The 22,246-nt window shown below is 68.9% G+C and carries 21 protein-coding genes; 5 read left to right on the forward strand and 16 right to left on the reverse strand.

Annotated elements, in window-relative coordinates:
• Positions 1–101: 101 nt before the first annotated feature.
• The 3 genes from ACZ7KI_RS01785 to ACZ7KI_RS01795 all read right to left on the reverse strand — a co-directional run bounded on the left by ACZ7KI_RS01785 (position 102) and on the right by ACZ7KI_RS01795 (position 2,866).
• Positions 102–839, reverse strand: a complete 738-nt coding sequence (locus ACZ7KI_RS01785) for a Long-chain-fatty-acid--CoA ligase (RefSeq protein ID WP_470271347.1) — start codon at positions 837–839, stop codon at positions 102–104.
• Between the two features lie 54 nt (positions 840–893).
• Positions 894–1,988 (reverse strand): glycosyltransferase family 4 protein, encoded by a 1,095-nt coding sequence (locus tag ACZ7KI_RS01790; RefSeq protein WP_470271348.1) that lies wholly within the window; start codon positions 1,986–1,988, stop codon positions 894–896.
• A gap of 89 nt (positions 1,989–2,077) precedes the next feature.
• Positions 2,078–2,866, reverse strand: a complete 789-nt coding sequence (locus ACZ7KI_RS01795; RefSeq protein WP_470271349.1) for an inositol monophosphatase family protein — start codon at positions 2,864–2,866, stop codon at positions 2,078–2,080.
• Between the two features lie 18 nt (positions 2,867–2,884).
• Here ACZ7KI_RS01795 and ACZ7KI_RS01800 point away from each other — a divergent pair, with 18 nt between their 5' ends.
• The gene (locus tag ACZ7KI_RS01800; protein WP_470271350.1) at positions 2,885–3,682 is read left to right on the forward strand and encodes a creatininase family protein; all 798 of its coding nucleotides are present in this window, start codon (positions 2,885–2,887) and stop codon (positions 3,680–3,682) included.
• Here the strand turns inward: ACZ7KI_RS01800 and ribA are convergent.
• Genes ribA through ACZ7KI_RS01830 form a run of 6 tightly spaced genes read right to left on the reverse strand, consistent with a single transcriptional unit; the run spans position 3,573 to position 8,473 of the window.
• Positions 3,573–4,196: a GTP cyclohydrolase II gene (gene ribA, locus ACZ7KI_RS01805; RefSeq protein WP_470271351.1), complete on the reverse strand. Its 624-nt coding sequence runs from the start codon at positions 4,194–4,196 to the stop codon at positions 3,573–3,575. The genes ACZ7KI_RS01800 and ribA overlap by 110 nt on opposite strands.
• Complete coding sequence (locus ACZ7KI_RS01810; RefSeq protein WP_470271352.1) at positions 4,193–5,197, reverse strand: lysylphosphatidylglycerol synthase transmembrane domain-containing protein; 1,005 nt, start codon at positions 5,195–5,197, stop codon at positions 4,193–4,195. The genes ribA and ACZ7KI_RS01810 overlap by 4 nt, the downstream gene beginning before the upstream one ends.
• Complete coding sequence (locus ACZ7KI_RS01815) at positions 5,194–6,012, reverse strand: methyltransferase domain-containing protein (protein WP_470271353.1); 819 nt, start codon at positions 6,010–6,012, stop codon at positions 5,194–5,196. The genes ACZ7KI_RS01810 and ACZ7KI_RS01815 overlap by 4 nt, the downstream gene beginning before the upstream one ends.
• Positions 6,009–7,076, reverse strand: coding sequence for a glycosyltransferase family 4 protein (locus ACZ7KI_RS01820; RefSeq protein WP_470271354.1), 1,068 nt, complete (start codon positions 7,074–7,076; stop codon positions 6,009–6,011). The genes ACZ7KI_RS01815 and ACZ7KI_RS01820 overlap by 4 nt, the downstream gene beginning before the upstream one ends.
• Positions 7,073–7,471: a 6-pyruvoyl trahydropterin synthase family protein gene (locus tag ACZ7KI_RS01825; protein ID WP_470271355.1), complete on the reverse strand. Its 399-nt coding sequence runs from the start codon at positions 7,469–7,471 to the stop codon at positions 7,073–7,075. The genes ACZ7KI_RS01820 and ACZ7KI_RS01825 overlap by 4 nt, the downstream gene beginning before the upstream one ends.
• Positions 7,472–7,492: 21 nt before the next feature.
• Positions 7,493–8,473, reverse strand: a complete 981-nt coding sequence (locus tag ACZ7KI_RS01830; protein ID WP_470271356.1) for a zinc-dependent alcohol dehydrogenase — start codon at positions 8,471–8,473, stop codon at positions 7,493–7,495.
• A gap of 61 nt (positions 8,474–8,534) precedes the next feature.
• Here ACZ7KI_RS01830 and ACZ7KI_RS01835 point away from each other — a divergent pair, with 61 nt between their 5' ends.
• A complete protein-coding gene (locus ACZ7KI_RS01835; protein WP_470271357.1) occupies positions 8,535–9,263 on the forward strand; it encodes a CDP-alcohol phosphatidyltransferase family protein in 729 nt (242 codons plus the stop codon).
• Between the two features lie 601 nt (positions 9,264–9,864).
• Here the strand turns inward: ACZ7KI_RS01835 and ACZ7KI_RS01840 are convergent.
• The 4 genes from ACZ7KI_RS01840 to ACZ7KI_RS01855 all read right to left on the reverse strand — a co-directional run bounded on the left by ACZ7KI_RS01840 (position 9,865) and on the right by ACZ7KI_RS01855 (position 14,127).
• A complete protein-coding gene (locus tag ACZ7KI_RS01840) occupies positions 9,865–10,227 on the reverse strand; it encodes a tautomerase family protein (protein ID WP_470271358.1) in 363 nt (120 codons plus the stop codon).
• A 1-nt stretch (position 10,228) separates the two neighbouring features.
• Positions 10,229–10,792: a TetR/AcrR family transcriptional regulator gene (locus ACZ7KI_RS01845; RefSeq protein WP_470271359.1), complete on the reverse strand. Its 564-nt coding sequence runs from the start codon at positions 10,790–10,792 to the stop codon at positions 10,229–10,231.
• Positions 10,793–10,935: 143 nt separating this feature from the next.
• Positions 10,936–11,520, reverse strand: a complete 585-nt coding sequence (locus ACZ7KI_RS01850; protein ID WP_470271360.1) for an Rv1733c family protein — start codon at positions 11,518–11,520, stop codon at positions 10,936–10,938.
• 129 nt (positions 11,521–11,649) lie between these two features.
• Positions 11,650–14,127 (reverse strand): sensor domain-containing protein, encoded by a 2,478-nt coding sequence (locus ACZ7KI_RS01855; protein WP_470271361.1) that lies wholly within the window; start codon positions 14,125–14,127, stop codon positions 11,650–11,652.
• A 254-nt stretch (positions 14,128–14,381) separates the two neighbouring features.
• Between ACZ7KI_RS01855 and ACZ7KI_RS01860 the strand changes: the two genes are divergently transcribed.
• Complete coding sequence (locus ACZ7KI_RS01860) at positions 14,382–15,533, forward strand: beta-ketoacyl synthase N-terminal-like domain-containing protein (RefSeq protein WP_470271362.1); 1,152 nt, start codon at positions 14,382–14,384, stop codon at positions 15,531–15,533.
• 6 nt (positions 15,534–15,539) lie between these two features.
• Here the strand turns inward: ACZ7KI_RS01860 and ACZ7KI_RS01865 are convergent, their stop codons facing one another.
• On the reverse strand, positions 15,540–17,963 hold the full coding sequence (locus ACZ7KI_RS01865) for a glucan 1,4-alpha-glucosidase (RefSeq protein WP_470271363.1): 2,424 nt from the start codon (positions 17,961–17,963) through the stop codon (positions 15,540–15,542).
• Between the two features lie 241 nt (positions 17,964–18,204).
• Between ACZ7KI_RS01865 and ACZ7KI_RS01870 the strand changes: the two genes are divergently transcribed.
• Both ACZ7KI_RS01870 and ACZ7KI_RS01875 read left to right on the forward strand, forming a co-directional pair.
• A complete protein-coding gene (locus ACZ7KI_RS01870) occupies positions 18,205–18,891 on the forward strand; it encodes a DUF998 domain-containing protein (RefSeq protein WP_470271364.1) in 687 nt (228 codons plus the stop codon).
• Between the two features lie 66 nt (positions 18,892–18,957).
• On the forward strand, positions 18,958–19,590 hold the full coding sequence (locus ACZ7KI_RS01875) for an AAA family ATPase (RefSeq protein WP_470271365.1): 633 nt from the start codon (positions 18,958–18,960) through the stop codon (positions 19,588–19,590).
• 197 nt (positions 19,591–19,787) lie between these two features.
• On the opposite strand, the gene ACZ7KI_RS01880 is transcribed toward ACZ7KI_RS01875, so the two are convergent.
• Both ACZ7KI_RS01880 and ACZ7KI_RS01885 read right to left on the reverse strand, forming a co-directional pair.
• Positions 19,788–20,942, reverse strand: coding sequence for a 4-hydroxybenzoate 3-monooxygenase (locus ACZ7KI_RS01880; protein WP_470271366.1), 1,155 nt, complete (start codon positions 20,940–20,942; stop codon positions 19,788–19,790).
• A 69-nt stretch (positions 20,943–21,011) separates the two neighbouring features.
• Entirely contained in the window at positions 21,012–21,959 is a 948-nt protein-coding gene (locus ACZ7KI_RS01885) for a DNA polymerase domain-containing protein (protein WP_470271367.1), read from the reverse strand.
• Positions 21,960–22,246: the final 287 nt, after the last annotated feature.

Genomic DNA, 22,246 nt, shown 5'->3' on the forward strand with positions numbered 1-22,246 from the left:
GGGGGCATCGTGGGTGCTTGCGGGGTCCGGGTGGGGGGGGTTGGGGACGGGAAACTCCCCAACCCCTCCACACTCGAGGTGCACCAGGTTCGAGCAGGCGCTCAGAAGGGGTGCTCCATCCACACGTTCGCCTCGACGTAGACCCCGCAGTCGCGCTCGAGGTTCGCGTGCACCGGCGCGATGCCGCCGGGGATCACGTTATCGCCGTCGGCGAGTTCGACGCCTGCCCATTTCCGCCAGTCCGCGACGGAACCGGAGACGGTCACGGCGAACGGGCACACCTTGATCATCCGCGCGCCGAGCCGTTCGTGGGTGCGCAGCCAGCGATCGGCGAACAGCCCGTCCTCGCGACGCCGGACGGCGTACTCGTCCATCGGGACGTCGGGCTCGTCCTCCTTGCCGATCGGCCGCACCGAGACGATCAACCGCTTCAACCCGGTCTCGGCCGCACGCGCCTTGAGCGCCTTCAGCATCGGGGTGGACAGGCCGGTCCCGCGCAGCCGCGGCGCGACGACGACTTCGAGTGCGCACAGGGTGTCCGGCGCGCGGCCGTCCATGAGGTCTTGCGCGGCCCACTGGATCGCCTCGTCCCAGCCGTGATCCGGCAGTTCGGTGCGGTCTTCGGCGGGATAGGTCAGCGGGACCGACAGCGCCCGCGCGATCGGCACCCCGTCGTCGTCCAGCGCGATCAGGAAATACCGGGCCCAATGCCGGAGAAGGCGTTCCGGAGTGATCATCTTGCCGCTGAACCCGGCGTAGATGAACTCACCGCCCACATCACCGAGATTCAGCGCGGGTTCGAGGAGATCGGGCCTGGACGCAAGATCGACGATTCGCATGCCGCCAAGTCAACCGAGCCGGTGAACGGCCCGATAGCTGCTTCCGGGCGATGATCAAGCCAGCTGACGCGGCGTGGCCTGCAACCGGGACAGGACGTCGGTGAGCCTTCCCGCGGCGACGTCCCATTCTTCGAGGACGCTGCTCCTCGCGAGCGCCGACGTCCGCAGGGAATGGCGGAGTTCGGCGTCGAGCGACCAGCGCAGCAACGCGGTCGCGAGCGCGGACGGATTGTTCGGCGGCACCAGCAGTCCGGGCACCCCGCCGCCCGGCGCCATGCCGAGCGCGTCGTGCGCGCCCGCGGTTTCGGTGGTCACCACCGGGATCCCGCGTGCCAACGCCTCGGCGACGACCATTCCGGACGGGCCCCCTCTCGACGGCAGCACGAGCAGGTCCGCGCCGTCGTAGACGAGGTCGAGGTCTTCCGGCGGCTGGATGAGGCTGATCCGGGAACCGAGCCCGAGCCGTTCGACCATCCAGCGCAGTTCGTCGACGTAGGCGGGGTCGTGCCGCATCGACCCGGCGAACACGCATTTGAACGCCAGTTCGTCGACCGTCGAAAGCGCCTGGATGAGCACGTCCTGGCCGTGGCGCGCGGTCATCGGGGCGAGACACAGCAGCCGGGAGACACCGTCGGCGCCGGCGGCGAGCGGTGCCGCGTCCGTGCCCGGCGTGGCGACGTACACGCGGGTGGGATCGAGGTCGTGGTGGTCGATCAGCTGCCGCGCGAGCCACGGCCCGGTCGCGATGACCATGCCCGCCAGCCGCAGGGTCTCCCGTTCGCACGCGTCGAGTTCGGCGGCCTGCGCCGGGTCGAGCGCGGGGTCGTCGGCGAGCGGCCGGTGCACCAGGACGGCCAGCCGCAGCCGCCGGGCGTGCGGGATCACGATCTCCGGGACCCCGCAGGCGACCGTGCCGTCGATCAGGACGACGGTGTCGTCGGGCAGCGCGGTGAGCGAACGGGCCAGCCGCGAGCGGGACAACGGCCCCGGCATCGGCCATTCGCCGGCGATCGGCAGCTCCAGCAGCGGAAGGCCGGTGGCCGGGAGGTTCTGGCACATGCGGCGGTCGTACTCGCCGGTGCTTTCCTCGGCGTCCCCTGGCAGCACGAACACCACCGGCTCGGTACCGCGAACATTCGAGGTGTACACGGAGAACCTCCAGGTGCGGACGGCGGACGGCCTTACCAGGGAACACGGATATGGCGTCGGAACGGTTCACACCTGGATCGAGAAATATTTCAGCCGTTCGCCCGTACGATCGCGGCCACGAGGTCGTCACGCAGTCCGGCTCCGACCGCGATGGTGGCCGCCGAACGCACCGTGTGCTCGCCGCCGTCGGTGTCGACGACCACTCCCCCGGCCTCACGGACCAGCAGCACACCCGCCATCGTGTCCCACGGCTTGTTCGCCAGGATGACGGTCGCGTCGAGTTTGCCGTGCGCGACCCAGGCCAGGTCGATCGCCGCGGAACCGAGGAACCGGACGCGCTGGACCCGGCCGCCGAGTTCGGCCAGCAACGCCATCCGGACGCGGTTCTTGACCTCCGCGCCCTCACCGACCGCGAAGTCGCCGATCGAGACGATCGCGTCGGACAGCTTCGTCGCTTTGGACGCTTCGAGACGCTCTTCGCCCACGTACGCGCCCTGACCCTCGGCAGCCGTGTAAGTGACGTCGAGGAACGGCAGGGAGATCGCCGCGACCGTGCTCTTCAGCCCGTCGACGAGACCGAGCGAAACGCCGCACAACGGGATGCCGCGGGCGAAGTTGGCCGTGCCGTCGACCGGGTCGAGCGCCCACCACAGGTCCTTGTTCCCCTCGTGCCCGCGTTCTTCCCCGAGGATGCCGATTTCCGGGGTCTCGCGCGCCAGGAATTCGCGCACGGCGTCCTCGACGGCCAGGTCGACATCGGTCACCATATCGCGATCACCTTTGGCCGCAACGGAAAACGTGGTCATCGAACGGATGATCCCGGTCGCCTTGGCGACGGCCTCGCTGGCGATGGACAACAGTGCGGCGTGGTCGGTCATATGGGTACCGTAGCCCGGATGAACCTGTTCCCGACGGCCACGACGGCCGACGAACGCGCCCGGGGTGCCGACGTCGCGGTGCTGCCGATCGGCAGCTTCGAACAGCACGGCGCGTACCTCCCGCTCGCCACCGACGCGGTGATCGCGACGACGATCGCCGACGCCCTCGCCGCCGCGTACCCGGTGTTGCGGCTCCCGCCGATCACGATCGGATGCTCGCACGAACACGCGGACTGGCCGGGGACCGTCAGCATTTCGGCCGCGACGCTGTACGCCGTGGTGAACGACGTCGCCGCCTCACTGCGCCGGTCCGGGGTCCCGAAGCTGGTGCTGGTGAACGCGCACGGCGGCAACTACGTCCTGTCCAATGTGGTCCAGGAGTCGACGTCGCCGATGGCGCTCTTCCCCGGCGTCGAAGGCTGGCAGGCGGCTCACGACGCGGCCGGGCTGGAGACGTCGCTGGACAGCGACATGCACGCCGGGGAACTGGAGACCTCCCTTCTGCTGCACGCCCATCCTTCGCTGGTCCGGCCCGGTTTCGCGGAGGCGGATCACCTCGCCGACGACAGGCGGCATCTGCTGACAGTGGGGCTTCGGCCGTACTCGGAGTCCGGTGTGGTGGGACGCCCTTCGCTGGGCACGGCGGAGAAGGGGCGGCTGGTGCTGGAGTCACTCGTGCGGAGCTTCGAGGACACCTTGGTGGCGCTCAAGAACCCGCCGCCCCCACCGGACCGATGGAGTCCAGATGCGGCAGCAGGTGGTGCATCCGCTCCTGTTTCGTCCGCAGGTACCGGAGGTTCTCGTCGTTCGGGGTGACCAGCAGCGGCACCCGCTCGCTGATCCGCAGCCCGTGTCGCTTCAGCTGGTCGACCTTCGTCGGGTTGTTGGACAGCAGCCGCACCGACCGCACCCCGAGGTCGGCCAGGATCTCCGCCGCCGCGCGGTAGTCGCGCGCGTCCACCGGCAGCCCGAGCGCGATGTTCGCCTCGACGGTGTCGAGGCCTTCCTCCTGCAGCCGCATCGCCTTCAGCTTCGCGAGCAGGCCGATGCCGCGCCCTTCGTGCCCCTGGGCGTACACGAGGACTCCGGCGCCTTCCTCGACGATCGCCCGCAACGCGGCGGACAGCTGGTCGCCGCATTCGCAGTGCATCGAGCTGAACACGTCGCCGGTGAGGCATTCCGAATGGACCCGCGCCAGTGTGTCGAAACCCGCGACGTCGCCGTGCACCAGCGCCATCTGCTCGGTCCCGCCGGCGTCCAGGTACCCGTACGCGCGGAAAATCCCGTAATGAGTCGGCAGTCTGGTCTCTACGACCCTCTCCACAGTCATCGCGTTTCTCCTATCTGTACGGGTGTCCTGACGACGCCGGCCGCGATGCGCGGTGCGGCAGGCGTGCCGGTGCGGTGAACTTCGAAAGAGCGCGCGAGCAGCACGGCCGCGCCGGGAAGACTGGCGACGAGGGCGAGCACGCCGTAGACGACGGCCACGGTGACGCCCTGCGCCGAACCGAGTCCGGCCGCGCCGAAAAGCAGCGCGCAGATGCCTTCACGCGGGCCCCAGCCGCCGATGTTGAGCGGCAGCCCCATCGCGAGCAGGGCGAGGATCATCAGCGGAAGCAGTTCCCCGATCGGCGCGGTCACCCCGGCTGCTCGTGCGGCGACGACGAACAGCGCGAGATGCCCGGCCAGTGCGGCCACCGAAAGGAGGCTCACGCCGGGCCAGGTCTCCTTGGTCAGCAGGCCCAGCCGGACGTCGGCCAGGGTGACGGCGAACCCGCGCCGCCACTTCGATCCACTGTGGATCCAGCGTTTCCCCGCGGTCATCCCGGTGACGACGGCCGCGAGGGCGAGCACGACGACCACGATCCCGGCGACCATGACGATCTCGTCGATCGGCCGCGGCACCACGGAAGGCGTGCTGAGCACGACCGCGACCGAAGCGCCGATCAGCACGATCTGCCCGGCCGTCCGCTCCAGCACCACCGCGCGGACGCCACGCGGGACGTCGCCGGATTCGCGGCCGTGCTGCACGGCCCGGTCGACGTCGCCGAGCACGCCGGCGGGCAGGACGCCGTTGAGGAACAGCGCGCGGTAGTACTCGCCGACGGCGCTCCACACCGGCAGCTTCAGGCTGAGCCGCCGCGCGACCAGGCACCAGCGCCAGGCGCTGAACACGGTGGTGGCGAAGCCGATCCCGAGCGCGGCGGCGACACCGGCCGCGTCGACCTCGCGCAGTCCGTCCAGGAACGCGTTGGTCCCCAGCCGCCAGACGAGTACGGCGAGGATGCCGAGCGCGCCGAGGATCCGCAGCCACGGCCAGAGCCGCTTCACGACGGCACCACCAGAAGGTCCTCGTGCCCGATCATCGCGTTCAATTCGCCCGCCGCGCATTGCGAGAGCCGCCACTGCAGATAGGCGTCGGCGTCGGGGCGCAGCTCCGGCCGCTGCTCGCACGCGGCACCGACCCAGCCGGTGAGCCATTCCGCGGTCAGCGCGGCCTGATCCGCCCCGAGCCGCCACGGACTCGGCGCGCGCCGCACGGTGGCGCCGAGTCGTTCGAACACGCCGAACGCGACGTCCACCGCGTCCGGGCCGAGCAGCCACCGGCCGTCGGTCACCCGGCGCTGATGCGCGTTGAAGGCGTCGCAGATCTCGATGTCGAACTTCTCCTTGGGCGACAGCACGACCCGGCCCGAAACGCTCAAGGTGAACAGGACCGCGCAGCCTGCCTCGACGCACGCCTCCGCCAGCCGGGTCATCTCCTCGGCGGTGAGCAGATCGAGCAGCGCCGACGCGGCCACCAGCGACGTCCCGGCGAGGTCGGCCGCACGCAGCTCGGTGATGTCACGCTGTTCGGTGACGACTTCGACGTCGCTTCCGTCCAGCGAGTGATCGGGACGGCTGGTGCGCGCCAGCGCGTGCGTGAGCAGATCCGGATCGCGATCGTGCAGGATCCAGCGCTGGCGGCCGGGCAGCCGCCTGGCCAGCCAGCGGCCGAGCGAACCGGTGCCGCAGCCGAGGTCACGGATGGCAACCTCGTCCTGCGTCCGGAGGAAGGAACGCACCGGCTCCAGCAGCTCGGTCGCGCGGGCCGTGGCGTCGGCGTCCTCACGCAGCCGCAGCCAGCTGGGGGCGTACTTGGTCATGCCGCCGTCCTTTCGTTCAGCAGCACGGCGGCGACGCCGCGGGCCGTCTCGTCCCAGCCGGTCAGCGTCTCGCGGCGAAGGCGAGCGGAGGCGCGAAGCCGGTCACGCAGTTCGGGTTCGGTGAGCCAGCGGCGAAGGGCCGCGGCCAGCGCGTCGACGTCCTCACCGGGAACGAGCATGCCGGGCACGCTGCCGTCGGGCGCCTGGCCGAGTGTGTCCGGCAGGGCGTCGACAGCGGTCGCCAGCACAGGAATGCCGTGTGCGAGCGCCTCGGTGACGACCATGCCGTAGGTCTCCGCGCGCGAAGGCAACACGAGGAGGTCCGCGGCGGCGTACGTCGCTTCGAGCTCTTCGCCGGACCGTGGACCGGTGAGGGTGAACCGGTCGCCCAGCGTGTGTCGCCGCAGGCGCTCGACGTAGCGCGTCTCGCGGCGGATGGCACCGACGCATTCACAGCTCCACGGAAGCTCCGAAAGCGACTTGAGCGCGTCAGCGAGCAGGCCCTGCCCCTTGCGCGGGGTCACATTGGCTACGCAGACCAGCCGGGTCCCGTCGAGGCTCCCGAACGCGACTTCGGCCTTGTCGACCCCGGGCGGCATCGCGTGCACGCGATGCGGGGCGAGCCCGTGATGCTCGATCAGCCGCCGCGCCGCCCAGTCGCTGGTCGTGACCACGGCCTCGACCGCGCCGAGCGTCTCGCGCTCCAACCGGTCCAGCTCGGCCGCGAGCGACGGCGACAGCCCTGTTTCGTCGGCCAGCGGCAAATGCACCAGCACCGCGATCGACAGCCGCTGCGCCGACGGCACGATCACCTCGGGCACCCCGCAGGCGACCAGGCCGTCGAGCAGGACGGCCGAGCCGTCCGGAAGCTCGGCGAGCTTGCGCGCGAGGACGTTGCGCGACTCGGTGTCGGGCCTCGGCCAGCTCCCGCGCACGGCGATCTCGTGGACGTCCACGCCGGTGGCGACGAGGCCGTCGCACAGGCGACGGTCGTAGACGTTGCCGCCGCTCGGTGCGCCGGCGTCGTCGATGTCGTTCGGCAGGACCACATGGAGTCCGGTCACAGCGCACGCTCGTAACTCGCCCACGCGACGTGGGATTCGTGCAGTGCGACGGTGATCCCTTCGAGCCCGCGGGCGCCCTCGCCGAGCGCGCCCGCGCGGATCCGGTCGGCGAGCCGGTCGGCGATGACCTTGGCCAGGAACTCGGTCGAGGTGTTGATCCCGGCGAACTCCGGCACGTCGTCCAGGTTGCGGTAGTTCAGGTCGGCGAGAACCGCCTTGAGCTCTTCGGTGGCCTTGCCGATGTCGACGACGATGTTGTCGGCGTCCAGCTCGGACCGGCGGAACGTCGCGTCCACCACGAAGGTGGCGCCGTGCAGTTTCTGCGCGGGTCCGAAGACCTCGCCGCGGAAGCTGTGGGCCACCATGACGTGGTCGCGGACGGTGATACTGAACAACGGACCTCCCAGATCGTGCCCTTAACGCGTGTCCTCCACCTGATAGGTGACACGGAGGCAGAGCGTTCCCGGTTCATTCGCGGCCAGACGCGGCAGCACGTCCGGCAGTTCATGGAACCGGCATTCCTCGCTGACCAGCACCTTAAAGACGGGGTCCGACAAAATCCGCAAAGCGAGAGCCAAGCGGTCGCTGTAGCTTCGGTTCGTGCGGCGCGCCGGGGACACCATGCCGACCTGGCTGGAGCGGATCGTCAACCGGCGGGAATGGAAGTTCTCGCCGAGCGGGACGCTGATCCGGCGGTCGCCGTACCAGCTCAGCTCGATGACCTCGCCCTCCGGCGCGAGCAGCTCCAGTGACCGCGCCAGCCCGGCCTCGCTCGCGCTGGCGTGCACGACGAGGTCGCAGTCGCCCAGCGCGTCCTCCGGTGTCGAGAAGTCGACACCGAGCGCTTCAGCGATCTTCGCGCGCTCCGGGTCGACGTCGATCAGCTGCACCCGGGTCGCCGGGAAACCGGACAGCAGTTTCGCGACGCTCCCGCCGACCATGCCGGCGCCGACCACGGCGATCCGGTCGCCGAGTTTCGGCGCCGCGTCCCAGACGGCGTTGATCGCGGTCTCGACCGTCCCGGCGAGGATCGCGCGCTCCGGCGGCACCCCGCGCGGCACCGGCGTGACGGCCGACGCGGGCACGACGTAGCGGGTCTGATGCGGGTAGAGGCAGAACACCACCTGGCCGACGAGTTCGGCCGGGCCTTGTTCGACGACGCCCACATTGAGGTAGCCGTACTTCACGGGACCGGGGAAGTCGCCTTCCTGGAACGGCGCGCGCATGGCCTCGCGCTGGCTCGCCGGGACCTCGCCGCGGAAGACGAGCGTTTCGGTGCCCCGGCTCACGCCGCTGCACAGCGTGCGGACCAGCACCTCGCCGTCGCCGACCGGAGGGAGCGTGACCGGCCTGAGCTCGCCGTCACCGGTACCACTGAACCAGAAGGCGCGTTCCATCGTGTCCTCTCATATCGGACCCTGGAGACGGGGTCAGTCGTCACCATAACGAGGAGGCCTCGTGATCAACCCCGGAGTTTTCCTGGGGGTCCTCGTCCAGCTGGCCCTTCTCGGCGCACTGGACGCCTCCGTCGGACTCGGCCCGCTGGGCTGGCTCGCCGGAGCGGCCTACGGCATCGCCGTCGGCGGATTCCTGACCTACGGCCTGAACCGGAGCTCCGCGCGCTCCCTCGGCCCGGCCGACGCCGTCACGCTCGGCCGCTCCGCGCTCGTCGGCTGCGTGACCGCACTCGTCGTCGACACCGCGGCCCGGGAGATCGCCGTCGTGGCCGTCCTCGCCTCGGTGGCACTGGTGCTGGACGCCGTCGACGGCCAGGTCGCGCGCCGCACGGGCACGGCGTCGCCGCTCGGCGCGCGCTTCGACATGGAGGTCGACGCGTATCTGATCCTCGTCCTGAGCGTCGTCGTCGCGCAGTCGCTGGGGCCGTGGGTGCTCACGATCGGCGCGATGCGGTACGCCTTCGTCGCCGCGGGCAGGCTGTGGCCGTGGCTGAACGCCCCGCTGCCGTCGAGCATGGCGCGGAAGACGGTCGCGGCCGTGCAGGGCATCGTGCTGGTCACCGCGGCTTCGACGGTCTTGCCGATGTGGGCCGGTTTTGTGCTCACACTGGGCGCACTGGGCCTGCTGACCTGGTCCTTCGGGCGCGACACGTGGTGGCTACTGGAGCAGCACGCCTTCGGCACCGCTCCGGTCGAACCCCGCCCCCGCGTCACCGCCGACGTCGTGTGAAGGACTCCTTCCCTACTCTCAAGGCAGGGTCCCGGCAAAGTCGCATAAGTGCTGGTCGGCTGCACCTCTATAGCGGGACAAGACGAACGCGTCGTGGTGGACACGGCGGGAGCGGGCCCACGCAAGGGGCCTCACCCGGGTCCGGACTGTCCATGAGGGACACTTTCCGAGACAGAAATGCCCGATTTGGGTATCTTGCACGGTTTCGCGTGGCTGGATGGATGGCGCGTGTGATCAGACGGAGGACACGTGTGACTGGATGGATGACACGCGGGAGCGGCAGGTTTCGTCGGGTTTCGTCGGGTGTTCTCCGTTCACTCACACGTGCCCTCCGTCGGATCACGCGTGTCGCCCGAGGGCAGGTACCTAAGACACAAGTAGCCCTTACCCGAACCGCCACTCACGACATTCCTCCGAAACCGCACCTGCAGCCCCGCGGCATCCAGAATCAGGCCCGCCCTACCTCGGCTCGCCCTTGATCAACGGAAGATCAGGGACGTTGAGTGTCCCCGATCTTCCGTTGATCAAGCTCTACCTCGACTTTGCCGGGACCCTGACCTGACGGTAGGGAAGGAGGCCTTCACGGCACACCAGGCCGGGATCAGGCGTACTGCGCTTCGCCGTTCCCGAACGACCAGTTGACCAGATCGGTCTCGTTGATCGTGACGAGCACGTTCCGGGGCTCCGTCCCCGAGTACTCCTCGGCGAGCTCCGCGATGCGGCGGTACAGCGCCTTCTTCTGCTCGTCGGTCCGGCCCGGCCGCATGGTGATCGCGACGAACACCACGCCGTCGTCCCGGTGGATCCCCAGGTAGTCGTCGTACTTAAGGACGCTCCGGCCGTTCAGGACCTGGAAGCGGTCGTCGGCCGGGATGCCGAGCGTTTCGACCATCGCGTCGTGGACGGCGTTGCCGAGGGCTTCGAGCTTGTCGGTTCCCAGTGCGTCGATACGGACGAAGGGCATTTCAGTTCTCCTTTGTGGTGAGAAGCCCGAGAGCGCCGTCGACGGCTTTCACGAAGACGTCCGGGGAGCCTGCGGCGCGGGCGAGGACGTAACCGCCCTGCAGGACCGCGACCAGCGCGGTCGCCGTGGCGGTGGGGTCGAGGGAGGCGTCGAGTTCGCCGGTCGCACGGCCTTCGTCGAGCAGTTCGGCGAGACGGCCGGTGAGCCAGCCGAAGGTCTCCTCGACCGGCCTTCGCAGGTCCGGGTCGGCCATCACTTCGGGGTCCTGGGTGAGCTTGCCGACTGGGCAGCCCTTGAGCACGTCGCGTTCGCGGCGCAGGTAGACGGTGATGCGCTCGACGACCGTGCCGGTCCCGCTGAACTCGGCCTCCGCCCTGGCCCGCAGGTCGTCGGCGTTGCGGCCGATCGCGGCCTGCGCGAGTTCGGACTTGCCTTGGAAGTGGTGGTACATGCTGCCCTGGCCGGCGCCGGAGCGCTCCTGGATCGCCTTCGGGCTGGTGCCGACGTACCCGCGCTCCCACAGGAGCTCGCGAGTGCTCTCGATGAGCTGTTCCCTCTTGTCCACACCCAGACCGTACATACTAGTAGGTACAGAGACAACCCGAGCCCGCGGGAGCAAGGGACCTTTGCTATCACTTTCGCACTAAACCGCAGGTCAGCGGCCCCACGAACCCGCATTTAGAGGACTAAACGCGCCGCCCCCGGCCTTCAAGACCGCGTCCAGTCCCGCCCGAACCGCTCCCACTCCCGGTCCCAGGCGGCCAGCCGCGCCCGGTTCAGCAGGTGCCGCGCGAGCAGATACCCCGCCGCCAGCAACACCACCGCGATCAGCCAGGTCCCCACCCCGACGCCGACTCCCGCACGCGCCGCGTCCGCGGGCGTCACCGGCGGGGAGACCGCGTCGAAGTCGTCGTCGAGCCACACCGTCACCCCCTCGCCCGCCGAAGCGCCGAGATCGGCGGAAGCGAGTCCCGCCCGGACCGCCCCGTCCGGCAGCACCCAGCGCGCGGGCACCTCGGCCGTCTCGGTCGAGGGCGCCCCGTCGGCACCGAAACGCACCGGCGGAGCGTCTTCGACCAGGAACGCCGTCGTCGCATGGCGGCCGGCCGTCTCCAGTACCGAACGCGCCATCATGGTCGCGTAGGCCTCCGAACCGGCGGCCGCGGCCAGCGGGACGCCGAGCAGAGCCGCCACGACGCCGCCGACGAGGATCGCCGCCTCGATCCGATCCCAGATCCGGGCGAGCGGGTTCCGGCCAGGGTGGATCCGGCGCCACAGGAACACCAACGACATGACGCGCCTCCTTCGCGGCTCCCCACCGACAAGACTGCGCCGCGAAGAACCGGAGAAATAGGAGGCTTTGGTCCTGTCAGCGGCGAGGAACGTTCTCACCGGGGACCACGTGCGCGAGCGTCGCCCGGTTCACCGCACGACGTGCTCGTACGCCGACTTCAGCTCCTCGACCGGACCCGCCGGCGCCACCAGCGGCCCCTTCGCCCAATCGCAGCCGAGTTCGTGCAGAACCTTCAATTGCCGCGCGGTCTCGACTCCTTCGGCGACCACCACGAGGTCGACCGCGTGCGCCATCGCCATGATTCCGGCGACGATCGGCTCGGCGTCACTGGACCTGCCGAGATCGGCGACGAACGAGCGATCGATTTCGATCACGTTCAGGTCGAGACGGCACAACTGGGCGAGCGAGGAATACCCCGCGCCGAATCGTTCGGCGGTCACCCTGACCCCGGCCTTCCGCAACGCGTCGACGGCGTCGGCCGCGTCTTTCAGTGCCGTTTCGTCGACGTCGAGACTCAGATCCTGCGGACCCAATCCCGCCTCACCCAGAGTGGTCTGGACCAATTGCAGTAAGGCGGGATCGCCCAATTGGCGCACCGAAAGACTCACATTCACATTACAGTGCACACCATGATCGGCACGCCATCGGGAGATCTCACCGGCGGCCTTGGCAAGGACCTCCGCGCCGATGATCGTCAAAAGATCGCCGTCATCGGCGATCTCGACCAATTCCGCCGGATCGATCGGTCCCCGGATCGGGTGATCCCAGCGGGACTTCGCCTTCACCGCGACCATCTCGCCGGTCCGCAAATCTACGACGGGCTGATAAACCGTCTCGATCAGACCTTCCGCGACGGCGTTCCGCAGATCCTGTTCGAGAATGAACCGATCCTGAACGCGTTCCCGCATGCTCGGCGCATAGAACGCGTATCGCCCCGGCCCGAACGTTTTCGCCTGATACATCGCCAGATCGGCGTCTTCCAGCATTTCGTCGGCGCTGCGGGTATCGCCGGGTTCGGCGTGCACTATTCCGATGCTCGTATTTATATGCAGTTCCCGGCCGTGCACGGTGAGCGATTCGGCGAGATGCCGCTGGAGATGATCGGCCAGTGCCCGAACCTCGGCGGCTTCGGTATAACCGGTGGTGATGACCAGGAACTCGTCCCCGCCCAGCCGCCCGACCAGGTCCGAGGGCCCGGCCGCGGCCCGCAGGCGTTCGCCGACGATGCGCAGCACCTGGTCGCCGACGGTATGGCCGAGCGAGTCGTTGATGATCTTGAACTTGTCGAGGTCGATGAACAGCACGGTGGTCGTGAGCGCCGGATCGGCGATCGTGAGCCGCAGATGGTTCAGCGCGAGCGTGCGGTTCGCCAGCCTGGTCAGCGGATCATGCGTCGCTTCGTAAGCCAGCCGTTCGCTGATCGCCCGTCGTTCGGTGATGTCGGCGAAGGACGTCAGCACCGAGGGCACGCTCTGCCCCGGCGCCATCAGCGGACCGGAGGTCAGCGAAAGCCACCGGTGCGCGCCGTCGCGCCGCCGCACCTGCACGACCCGCCCGGTCTCGACCCTCCCGGAGCGCCGCACCCGCGCGGACGGAAGATCGTCGACGGGCACCGGGGCGCCTTGCTCGTCGTGCAGCCTCAGCGTCCGGCTCTCCAGCCCGACCAGGGATCCCTCCGGCACCCCCGAGATCCGGTGCGCGGCGGAGTTCGCCAGCTCGATCCGCCCGCTCGGCCCGACCACCAGCACGCCCTCGTCGAGCGTCTCGACGACGGTGGCGAATTCGGCCTCGGCCCGGCGCTGCGCGGTCTCGTCGGCGCACAGGAGGACGTACCCGTCGAACATCTCCGCCGCCGAGACGCGCACCGAAAGCGCGGTGCCGTCGGCGCTGAAATGCGTGGCCTGCACGACACCGCCCGACGCGACGACCCGCCGCGGATCCATCGGCGCGCCGACGACCTCGGCCACCGGCATCCCGATGACCTCGTCGAGTTCATGTCCGTACACCGCTTCGGCCGCCGGGTTCCAGCTCGTCACCAGCCCGTCGGGCGAGGTCGCGATGATCGCGTCACTCGCGTGGCCGACCAGCGCGGCCTGGAATCGCAGACCGGCCTCCGCCGCCTTCTGCGTGCTCAGATCGCGCATGATCACCTGATAGGCGGGCTTGCCCTCCCAGGTGGTGAGCACCGCTTGGGACTCGACGGTGACCTTGCCGCCATCGAGGGTCAGGAGCGTCATCTCGGTCGGTTCGCTGAAAGAACCGGGAGCGGCCAGCGAGCCGATTCTGGCGAGCAACGCGTCCTGCGAGCCGGCGTCGACCATGTCCGTGATGTGCAGGCCGACGAGTTCGGTCGAGACCGTGGCGCCGACGAACCGCATCGCGGCCGAGTTGACGAACACCACTTTGCCGCGCTGATGGACGCAGATGCCGTACGGGCTCGCCTCGACCATCGTGAGGTATTGCGTACCCAAAGTCCCGCCGTCGGAATTTTGCTCCAAAAGGCGGTACCCCTTGCCGAGAAAGGCGAGGGCGGGCTCACCGCGATGATCCCTCTCGGCGGACAGCTCGGTCAGCAGTCGGACGAGCGACGCATGCCGGGAAGTCACTCCACCGGATGCGGTGGATACTCCAACCGTGCAGGTCGCGGCGCCGTTCGCTGGCGAGGAATCCTGATCCGAGGGCCGGCGGGTGTCGGGGGTCCCACCGTCGAGATCGTCAGGATCCATGTGATCCAAACCCCCTACTCGACTGATGTAGCTTCCGATTAGATCACTAAAACGACGTAGCCGTCGTCCTCGACCAGCTGACCGGTCCGGCTTTATCCACCCAGCGTTGACAGAATGTAGTTGAAGGGAAACACGTGCGGAGCAAAACCGGCATCTGCGGCATCGGAGCCGTAACCGCCTATGGCTGGGGGCGCGAATCGCTGTGGGAAGGCCTCGTGAGCGGCGTCCCCGGCGCCCAGCTCGTCGAAGGATTCGGCGAGACCGGGGAACTGCCGGGCTGGGTCGGGCACATCCCCGAGGGCGGCAGACCGAGGGACGGCAGCCTGCACTGCCGCGCGCTGCTCGCGGCGGCGCGGGAAGCGATCGAGGACGCCGGCGAGAACGGCTGGACACCCGGCCGCCGGGTCGGCCTCGTCTACGGTGGCGTCCGGGACGACATGCGGACCTGGGACGGCTTCCACGCCCTCGGTGAGCGGCTCGCGTACCGGCGCCAGTTCATCGGCATGATGCCGTCGACGCCGATCACCTCGCTGATGGCCGAGTACGGTTTCCATGGCCCGACGATGACGGCGTCCGCGATGTGCGCGACCGGCAACGCCGCGGTGCTCACCGCGAAGATGTGGCTGGACGCGGGGATCGCCGACGACGTCGTGGTGGTCACCACCGATCTGTCCGCGACTCGCCAGGTCGTCCGGCACTTCGTGCACTGCGGCGTCGCGGTCACCGACGTGCCACCGCTTGAGGCCTGTCGTCCTTTCCAAGAGGGCACAAGGGGTTTCACCTTCTCCGAGGCGTCGATCGCGGTCGTGATGACCCAGCGGAAGACCGACGCGTACGCCACCGTGCTCGGCGGCGCCATGACGCACGAGGCGCATAACGCGATGGCACTCGACCCCGACCCGGCGACCGCGATCGCGGCGGTGACCGACGCGCTGGAGAACGCGAACGCCGACGCGGCGGACGTCCGGTACGTGAACGCGCACGGAACGGGGACGAAACTCTGCCACCGCACCGAATCCCAGATCCTCGAAGCGGTGTTCCCGAGCAGTACCGAGATCTACTCGATCAAACCGCTGACCGGGCACAGCCAGTCGGGCAGCGCGCTGACCGAGATCGTGACGACCTGCCTCGCGGCGCGGCGTGACCTGATCCCGGCGCCGAAACCGGTGGCGGACGGCCATCCGCAGCTGATGGACGGCCCGTCCCGGCCGGAAAGCGGGCTCACCGTCAAGACTTCGATCGGGATGGGTGGTTACGTCACCGCCGTCGTACTGGACGCCGCCTAGCACCGCTCAAGGTCGCCAGGTGTCGTTGAATGTCAGTGTGCAGCCACCGGAAGCGGTGCCGGCACGATTGGCGCCCGACTCCCAGGTGACGGTGCCGCCCTCCTTGCGGACGTACTTGTAGTGGAAGGTTGTTCCCTTCGGGAGAGTGACGTCGGCTTTCCACAAGGGATAGTCGGCCGACGACATCGGGACGGCGTTCGCGGGGTTCCACGCACCGAGTTCGGCGTGGTCCCCGACGACGAAGATGTTCTGGCCCCAGGAAGTGCCGGCGTTCACCGTGAACTTCGCCGAAACGCCGGAGCACGCCGCGCTGTAGCGCTGCTTGACCACCGACGGCGTCTCGACCGGGGCACCCGCGTCGATCGAGTGTGCCAGCCGGACGAACTGCGCCATCGACCAAGCCAGCGGCGTCGCCGCGCCGGTACCTTCACCGAAGATGAAGCCGGCGGTGCTCGGCCGGTCCCAGACCTGTTCGGGGATCAGGTGACCGGAGTTCGCCGAAGCGGCCATGGTGGACAGGTGCGTCGTCGCCGGGCGGCCGTTGGCCAGTTCGTATTCTCCGCGCTCACCGGTGAGCAGCGGCCACAAACGTCCGACGCCGGCACCGGTGTAGGGGCCGCCGGAAGCGGTTTCGCCGTAACCGTCGTGGTTGTACCGGTACCACATCGGGCCGTTCGGGGTGTTCACCTTGAGCACCGAGTCCACTTCGGACAGTGAGGCGGCGACATCCGGATCGGCCGCCGGTTTCACGCCGAGGCGGACGAGGTCCAGGAAGCCCGCGTCGAGGACGGCGCGTTCGTCGTGGTTACCGCCGCCGTTCTGCAGGAAGACGTTCTGACCGTCGTCGGGATCGCCGTTGCCGTCGATCCGGTGGAAGTACCGGCCGTCGCCGAGCGGACCGGACGTGGTGAACGTCCAGGCGCTGACCTGCGCCTGCCACCGGTCGGCCGTTTCTCGGTAGCGGGCGGCCCTGGCAGTGTCCCCGTTGCGTTCGGCGAGGTCGGCGGCGCAGATCAGGCCGGCGATCTCCGCGGCGATGGTGGACGGCGAATAGCCACCGTTCTCTTCCCAGCGTTCCTGCGGGGTGGAGGGGCCGTGCGCGACGAGGAAGTCCGCGGACTTCGCCACCTTCGCCCACATTCCCGCGTCGAACCGGCGCAGCTGCCACGCGAGCACGATCGGGAACGCGACCTCGTCCATCTGCAGGCTCGTCCAGCAGTTGGTGCCGTCGAGCCGGGTGTTCTGCGGGAAGGAACCGTCCGGTCGCTGCTGGACGGTGAACAGATAGTCGACGGAGCGGTTGGCCGCCGCCGAGTCGCCTGCCGCGATCTGCGCGGTCGAGACCTGATAGAGGTCGCGGGCCCAGACAGCGTGGTACCCACAGTCGCCCGTGCTGTTCGCGTTCTTCGCCTCGCCCCACGGATTGGTGAGCGAGGCGACGTTCGCCCCCGGATAGGTCTTGTCCTCGTGGGCTTTGAGGGTCATCAGCGCGACGTTGTACTGCGTGGTCAGGCCGGCGCCGGTGATCGACCGGGGCACCGTGGTCAGCGAGGAGAGATAGCCACTCCAGCCGGACCGGTACGCGGTGTCCGCCGCCGCGAAACCACCCGCCAACGAGGCCGACGCGTTCGCCGACGCGGCTCCGCGGTCGCCTCCGAAACCGATCGCGAGAGTGAAGGTGGTGTCGGCCGCGACGGGAATCTGCCCCAGCTGCACCAGATTCCCCGGCGTCGAGGCCGAGTCGTACTGCGTGTCGAGGACGTGGTCGCCGCTCAGGTCGACATAGCCGTCGCTCGCGGTCCCGCTGTAGCCGCTGGTGGTCTTGACGAAACCGGTGGAGGCGGCCAAGGCGCTGGACACCGGCCCGTCCGAAGCGACCAGTTGCCCGCCGGAAGTGGCGCCGGTGTCCCCCATGCCGCTGTTGTTCAGAGACGGGTTGTACAGCGCGTACAACCGCAACGGGCCGCCGGTGAGCACCTCGAACCGGGTCTGGATCAGGACGGTGGACCGGGCCGGGTCGGCGGTGTGGGTCTTGGTGATCCGGTACCTGCCGTTGGTGGCGGTGTTGATCTGCCGGTAGCTCAGTGAACGCGGATCGGTCAGCACCAGCTGTTTGGTCGTGTGGTCGCGTTCCAGCTGCGTGAAGCCGGCCCCGTCGGACACCACGTACTGCAGGTCCTGGACGTTGGCGACGTCCACGGTCGGGTAGTAGATCTCGTGACTGATGCCCTGACCGAGGGTGAACCACACCTTCGACGCGGCGTTGGTGGCGGTTCCGAACCCTTCCTTGCCCCCGGTCGTCCAGGCCGCCCCGGTACCCGGCGCGCCAGGGGCGTCCGCCAGCGGTGCGGCACTCACCGGCGTGGCTGCCAGTAGCGCTGCCGCGGTCACCGTCGCGACCATCGCGCGACGCCGCTTCGGAAACTTCATGACGGTCCTTCCCACAGGCTTCATCGACGGCAGGATTTGTTGTTAGCGGCAACTTATTGCCCCGTCACCGCATCCGGCAGGGCCGATCGGAGTAACCCGGACCACTCGCGCCGGTGGTCCGGTCGGCTCCGAGTCGGCCAATTCGATAACACACGGTCTCAACGTCGTCACGAAAAGTCATTTTCCATATTCGAGTGAGCGATACTCCCAGGTAGCGAACGCACTGAGCACGGAGGCGGCCATGAGCCCGAGAACGGTGTCCGACAACCTCGTCCACAACTACCTGTTCTTGCGGCGTGCCATAGGTTTCCTCGGCGTCGGACTGCCCTTCGTGCTGATGTTCGGGAAGATCTTCGTCGACGGCGGCGGGCTGCTGAACTCGATCAGCGGGTACTACTACTCGGGAATGCGCGACATCTGGGTCGGCGCGATGTGCGCCATCGGCGTCTTCCTCTTGTCCTACCGGGGTTACGGCCGGATCGACGACATCGCCGGGAACGTCGCGGCGGTGGCCGCGGTCGGGGTGGCGCTCTTCCCGACGACCCCGGCGCGGGGCGACCGCACGGACGAGATCATCGGCATGCTGCATCTCGGCTTCGCGGCGGTCTTCTTCCTCACCCTGGCGTTCTTCTGCATCGTGTTGTTCACCAAGTCGGACAAGGCGATCCCCGGCCCCCGCAAACCCGAGCGGAACCGGCTGTACGTCACGTCGGGCGTGATCATGCTGGTGTGCCTGGCGTTGATCGTGCTCTGCGGCCTGTTCTTCGACGAGGAGACCAGGGCGCTCTACCCGGCGCTCTGGCTGGAGTCGGCCGCGATCCTCGCGTTCGGCGTGGCCTGGCTCACCAAGGGCGGGACGCTGCTGCCCGACAAACCGGCGGCCGCTGCCGGGGTGCCGCCCGCGCCCGCGCCACTGTCGGAGGCCTGACCTGGGCACCGGCTGTGCACTCGAAGGTAAAGGAACCTTTGCCATCGGCCGGGTCGTTGTCGCCTTATGACTGAGCGCATCGCATTCCAGCTCGGCCGCCGCGACCTTCTGGTGGTCGCGGGGATTCCGGGAGCGGGCAAGACCACCCTGCTGTCCCGGGCGGCGACCGGCGCGATGCCGGTGCTCGACTCCGACCAGGTCCGCGGCAGGCTCCGCGCACGACTGCCGTCGGCGTTGCCGTACCGGTTCTACCGGCCGCTCGTCCACTCGTGGCACCGGGCACGCGTCGCCGGGTTCGCGCTGGCGGACGGCGGCCCGCTGGTCGTGCACGAGCCGTCGACCCGGGCGACGACACGCGGGCTGCTGGCCCTGCTCGGCCTGCTGAGCCGCCGCCCGGTCCGGTTGCTGTGGCTCGACGTGACGCCGGAGGAGGCCCGCGCGGGCCAAGTCGCGCGCGGGCGCGTCATCCGGCGGCACTCGTTCGCCCGCCATGTCAGAAGGGCCGAGAAGCTGCGCCGTGCACTACGTGACGGCTGGGTGCCGACGGGCTGGCAGAGCGCGCGGATGGTGACCCGCGAGGTGAGCGGGGCACTGCGGTTCGTCGCCGAGGAAGAGCCCGTGAGAGGCGCGCGAACCTCAGGCGACGTCCGGCTCGTCCCTGTCGAGCGGACGGCCGCACCCACAATGCGCGCAAGTTGAGTGTTCCCGCCGTCCCGGCTCGGGTTCCTCCGCGGGAACGGGCCGATTCGGCTGCCTGGACGAGTTCCATGGCGCCCAGCGGATGCGTACCGGCATCGTCGTCCGTCCTTCCACTCGGCGAAGGGACTCTCTACCGAGATACGGCCCTGGTGATCCACCGGTTCATCCGAGTCGCGAGAAAGACCCTCACCGGCGGCTCAGATTCCCACATAGTTCTCGGCGAAGAAGTCCTGATGAGCCCGGGAAACCCGCAGGCTTTCCAGCCGCGCGTCCCGCAGGGCACGCTGGAACAAGGCCTCGTCGCCGTACCCGGGCGGACTGTGCAGCAGGTTGATCATCCAGTGCGAGAACTCCTGCGCCCGCCAGATGCGCGGCAAGCAGTCCGCGGAATAGCGCTCGAGCGCCGTCGTGTCGCCCTTCTTGTGTGCGGCGATCAGCGCGCCGGCGAGAATCTCGGCCTCCATCAGCGCGAGATTCGCGCCCTTCGCCGCCGAAGGGCTGATCAGGCTCGCCGCGTCGCCCGCGAGGAACAGCTTTCCCCGCTGGATCGTGTCCATCACCCGCGAACCCAGGTCCACGATCCGGCGCTCGATGACGGGGCCGCGTTTCAGCTCGCCGTGCTGCCCGGCGCCCATCCGCACGTGCAGCTCGTTCCAGATCCGCTCGTCCGGCCACGCCTCCGGATCTTCACCGCGCGGGACCTCGAGGTAGTAGCGCGTCACCGTCGACGTCCTCGCCATATGTCCGGCGAACCCGCGTTCGTGGATCGCGTAACCGATCGCGGACATACTCGGCGGCGCTTCGGCGAGGATCGCGAGCCACGAGATTTCGTGGTCTCGCCGGAAGATCCGCGCGGGCACGGACTTCCTGGAGACACCGTGCTGACCGTCGCAGCCGGCGATGTACTTGGCGCGCAAGAGAAGATCATCCGCGATGACGGTGGCCTCCGTGCCCGACACCGACGACACCTCGGTCCCGAACCTGATCTCCCCGCCACGGGCGAGGAATTCCGCGATCAGATCGGTGACCAGGAACTGCTGCGGATAAACGGTGTGCACTTCACCCGTGCCGAGTTCGCTGTACTTGAGCTCGAATTCCGCCTGATCGGTACGGAAGGCACAGGTGTCGTGCCGCGCACCGGTACGGAGAAGGCCGTCGGCGAGTCCGTTCTCCGTGAGCACACGGACACTGTTCGCGGCCAGAAACCCCGCCCTCGCGCGGTTTTCGACATGCTCCCGGCTTTGCCGCTCCAGGATCAGGCAATCGATTCCGGCCGCGCGCAACAGGTTTCCCAGCACAAGCCCGGCCGGGCCCGCTCCGGCGATCAGGACGTCAGCATCGATCTTTCCCACGAAAGCCCCCAGTACCTCCGCCACCCCAGGCGGTCCACGGTACACAAAAGGCCTGACCGTGGTGGGCTTTCAGCCCTTCTGGGCACGCATCCTCGCCCGGCGTTTCCCTTCGTGCATCGCCACGACCCTGGCGACCGGAATCGTGTGCCCCTGCTCGACCAGATCGGCGGGCAGCGCCTGCGGTTCGGGCATCGACTCGGCCCACGGATCCTTTCCGCCCAAAAGGGCGGGCGCGGTGTACACGGTGAAATCGGCGGGGACGACCTTCTCCAGGTCGTCCCACGCCACCGGGAACGACACCGGCATCCCGGGCCGCAGCCGCGGGCTGTACGCCGCGGCGACGGTGTTGCTGCCCGCCCGCGTCGAATCGAGGTACACCTTGCCTTCGCGGTCTTCCACGATGTACGCGGTCGTCGCGACCGACGGATCGACCGCCTCCGCACGGGCGGCGAGCGCGCGAGTCGCGGCCGCGACGTCGTCGAAGCCCTGCCCCGGCACCAGCGGGACGAAGATGTGCACTCCCTTGGAACCACTGGTCTTCACCGCCCCGGCGAGACCGGAATCGGAAAGGGCCTGCCGCACCAGCCCCGCGGCCTTCACGACGTGCGCGAAGTCGTCGCCGGCGGGTGGGTCGAGGTCGAGGACGAGATGGGTCGGGCCCGTGTCGTCGCCCGCGCGCATCAACGTCGGGTGGTATTCGACGGCGCGCTGGTTCGCGAACCACAGCAGCGTGCGGCGGTCGTCGCACAGCGCGTACGACACCTGCCGCTTCGAGGTCTCCGCCCACATCCCGTACCGCTTCACCCAGTCCGGCGTGTACTTGGGCAGGTTCTTCTGCATGAACGGGTCCTGGCCGCGCAGGATGCGGATCACCGACAGCGGGCGGTTCTCCAGAACCGGGAGGATGCGGTCGGCGACGGCGTCCAGGTAGTCCACCAGGTCGCGTTTGGTCGCGCCCTCGAACAACGGCTGGTCGAGGTTGGTCAGCTTGACCCCGTCGCGTTCGTCATCGCTCATGGGGTGAGCGTGGCACAAAAAACCTCGTGAGTGGTAAAGACGGTTCTATTGAGGGGTAAGCCAAAGGTGGGGTGTCCGTGAAGGCCTCCTTCCCTACGCTCAAGGTAAGGAAGGAGGCCTTCACGGACTTTCCTGGCTTGGGAATCGCGGGTGGAGGCGGCTGGGTTGGTCGTGGGGGGGGGGTTGGGTTTTTCCCCCCCCCCCCCCCCCCCCCCCCCCCCCCCCCCAACCACCCCCCCCCCCCCCCCCCCCCCCCCCCCCCCCCCCCCCCCCCCCCCCCCCCCCGT

Source organism: Amycolatopsis sp. NPDC039088 (assembly GCF_055598845.1).

Excerpts from the sequence above, each read along its gene's own strand:
- ACZ7KI_RS01830 (WP_470271356.1), bottom strand. The coding sequence starts at position 8,473 with ATGGAACGCGCCTTCTGGTTCAGTGGTACCGGTGACGGCGAGCTCAGG.
- ACZ7KI_RS01785 (WP_470271347.1), bottom strand. The coding sequence starts at position 839 with ATGCGAATCGTCGATCTTGCGTCCAGGCCCGATCTCCTCGAACCCGCG.
- ACZ7KI_RS01865 (WP_470271363.1), bottom strand. The coding sequence starts at position 17,963 with ATGAAGTTTCCGAAGCGGCGTCGCGCGATGGTCGCGACGGTGACCGCG.
- ACZ7KI_RS01800 (WP_470271350.1), top strand. The coding sequence starts at position 2,885 with ATGAACCTGTTCCCGACGGCCACGACGGCCGACGAACGCGCCCGGGGT.
- ACZ7KI_RS01875 (WP_470271365.1), top strand. The coding sequence starts at position 18,958 with ATGACTGAGCGCATCGCATTCCAGCTCGGCCGCCGCGACCTTCTGGTG.
- ACZ7KI_RS01840 (WP_470271358.1), bottom strand. The coding sequence starts at position 10,227 with ATGCCCTTCGTCCGTATCGACGCACTGGGAACCGACAAGCTCGAAGCC.
- ACZ7KI_RS01850 (WP_470271360.1), bottom strand. The coding sequence starts at position 11,520 with ATGTCGTTGGTGTTCCTGTGGCGCCGGATCCACCCTGGCCGGAACCCG.
- ACZ7KI_RS01815 (WP_470271353.1), bottom strand. The coding sequence starts at position 6,012 with ATGACCAAGTACGCCCCCAGCTGGCTGCGGCTGCGTGAGGACGCCGAC.
- ACZ7KI_RS01795 (WP_470271349.1), bottom strand. The coding sequence starts at position 2,866 with ATGACCGACCACGCCGCACTGTTGTCCATCGCCAGCGAGGCCGTCGCC.
- ACZ7KI_RS01885 (WP_470271367.1), bottom strand. The coding sequence starts at position 21,959 with ATGAGCGATGACGAACGCGACGGGGTCAAGCTGACCAACCTCGACCAG.
- ACZ7KI_RS01870 (WP_470271364.1), top strand. The coding sequence starts at position 18,205 with ATGAGCCCGAGAACGGTGTCCGACAACCTCGTCCACAACTACCTGTTC.
- ribA (WP_470271351.1), bottom strand. The coding sequence starts at position 4,196 with ATGACTGTGGAGAGGGTCGTAGAGACCAGACTGCCGACTCATTACGGG.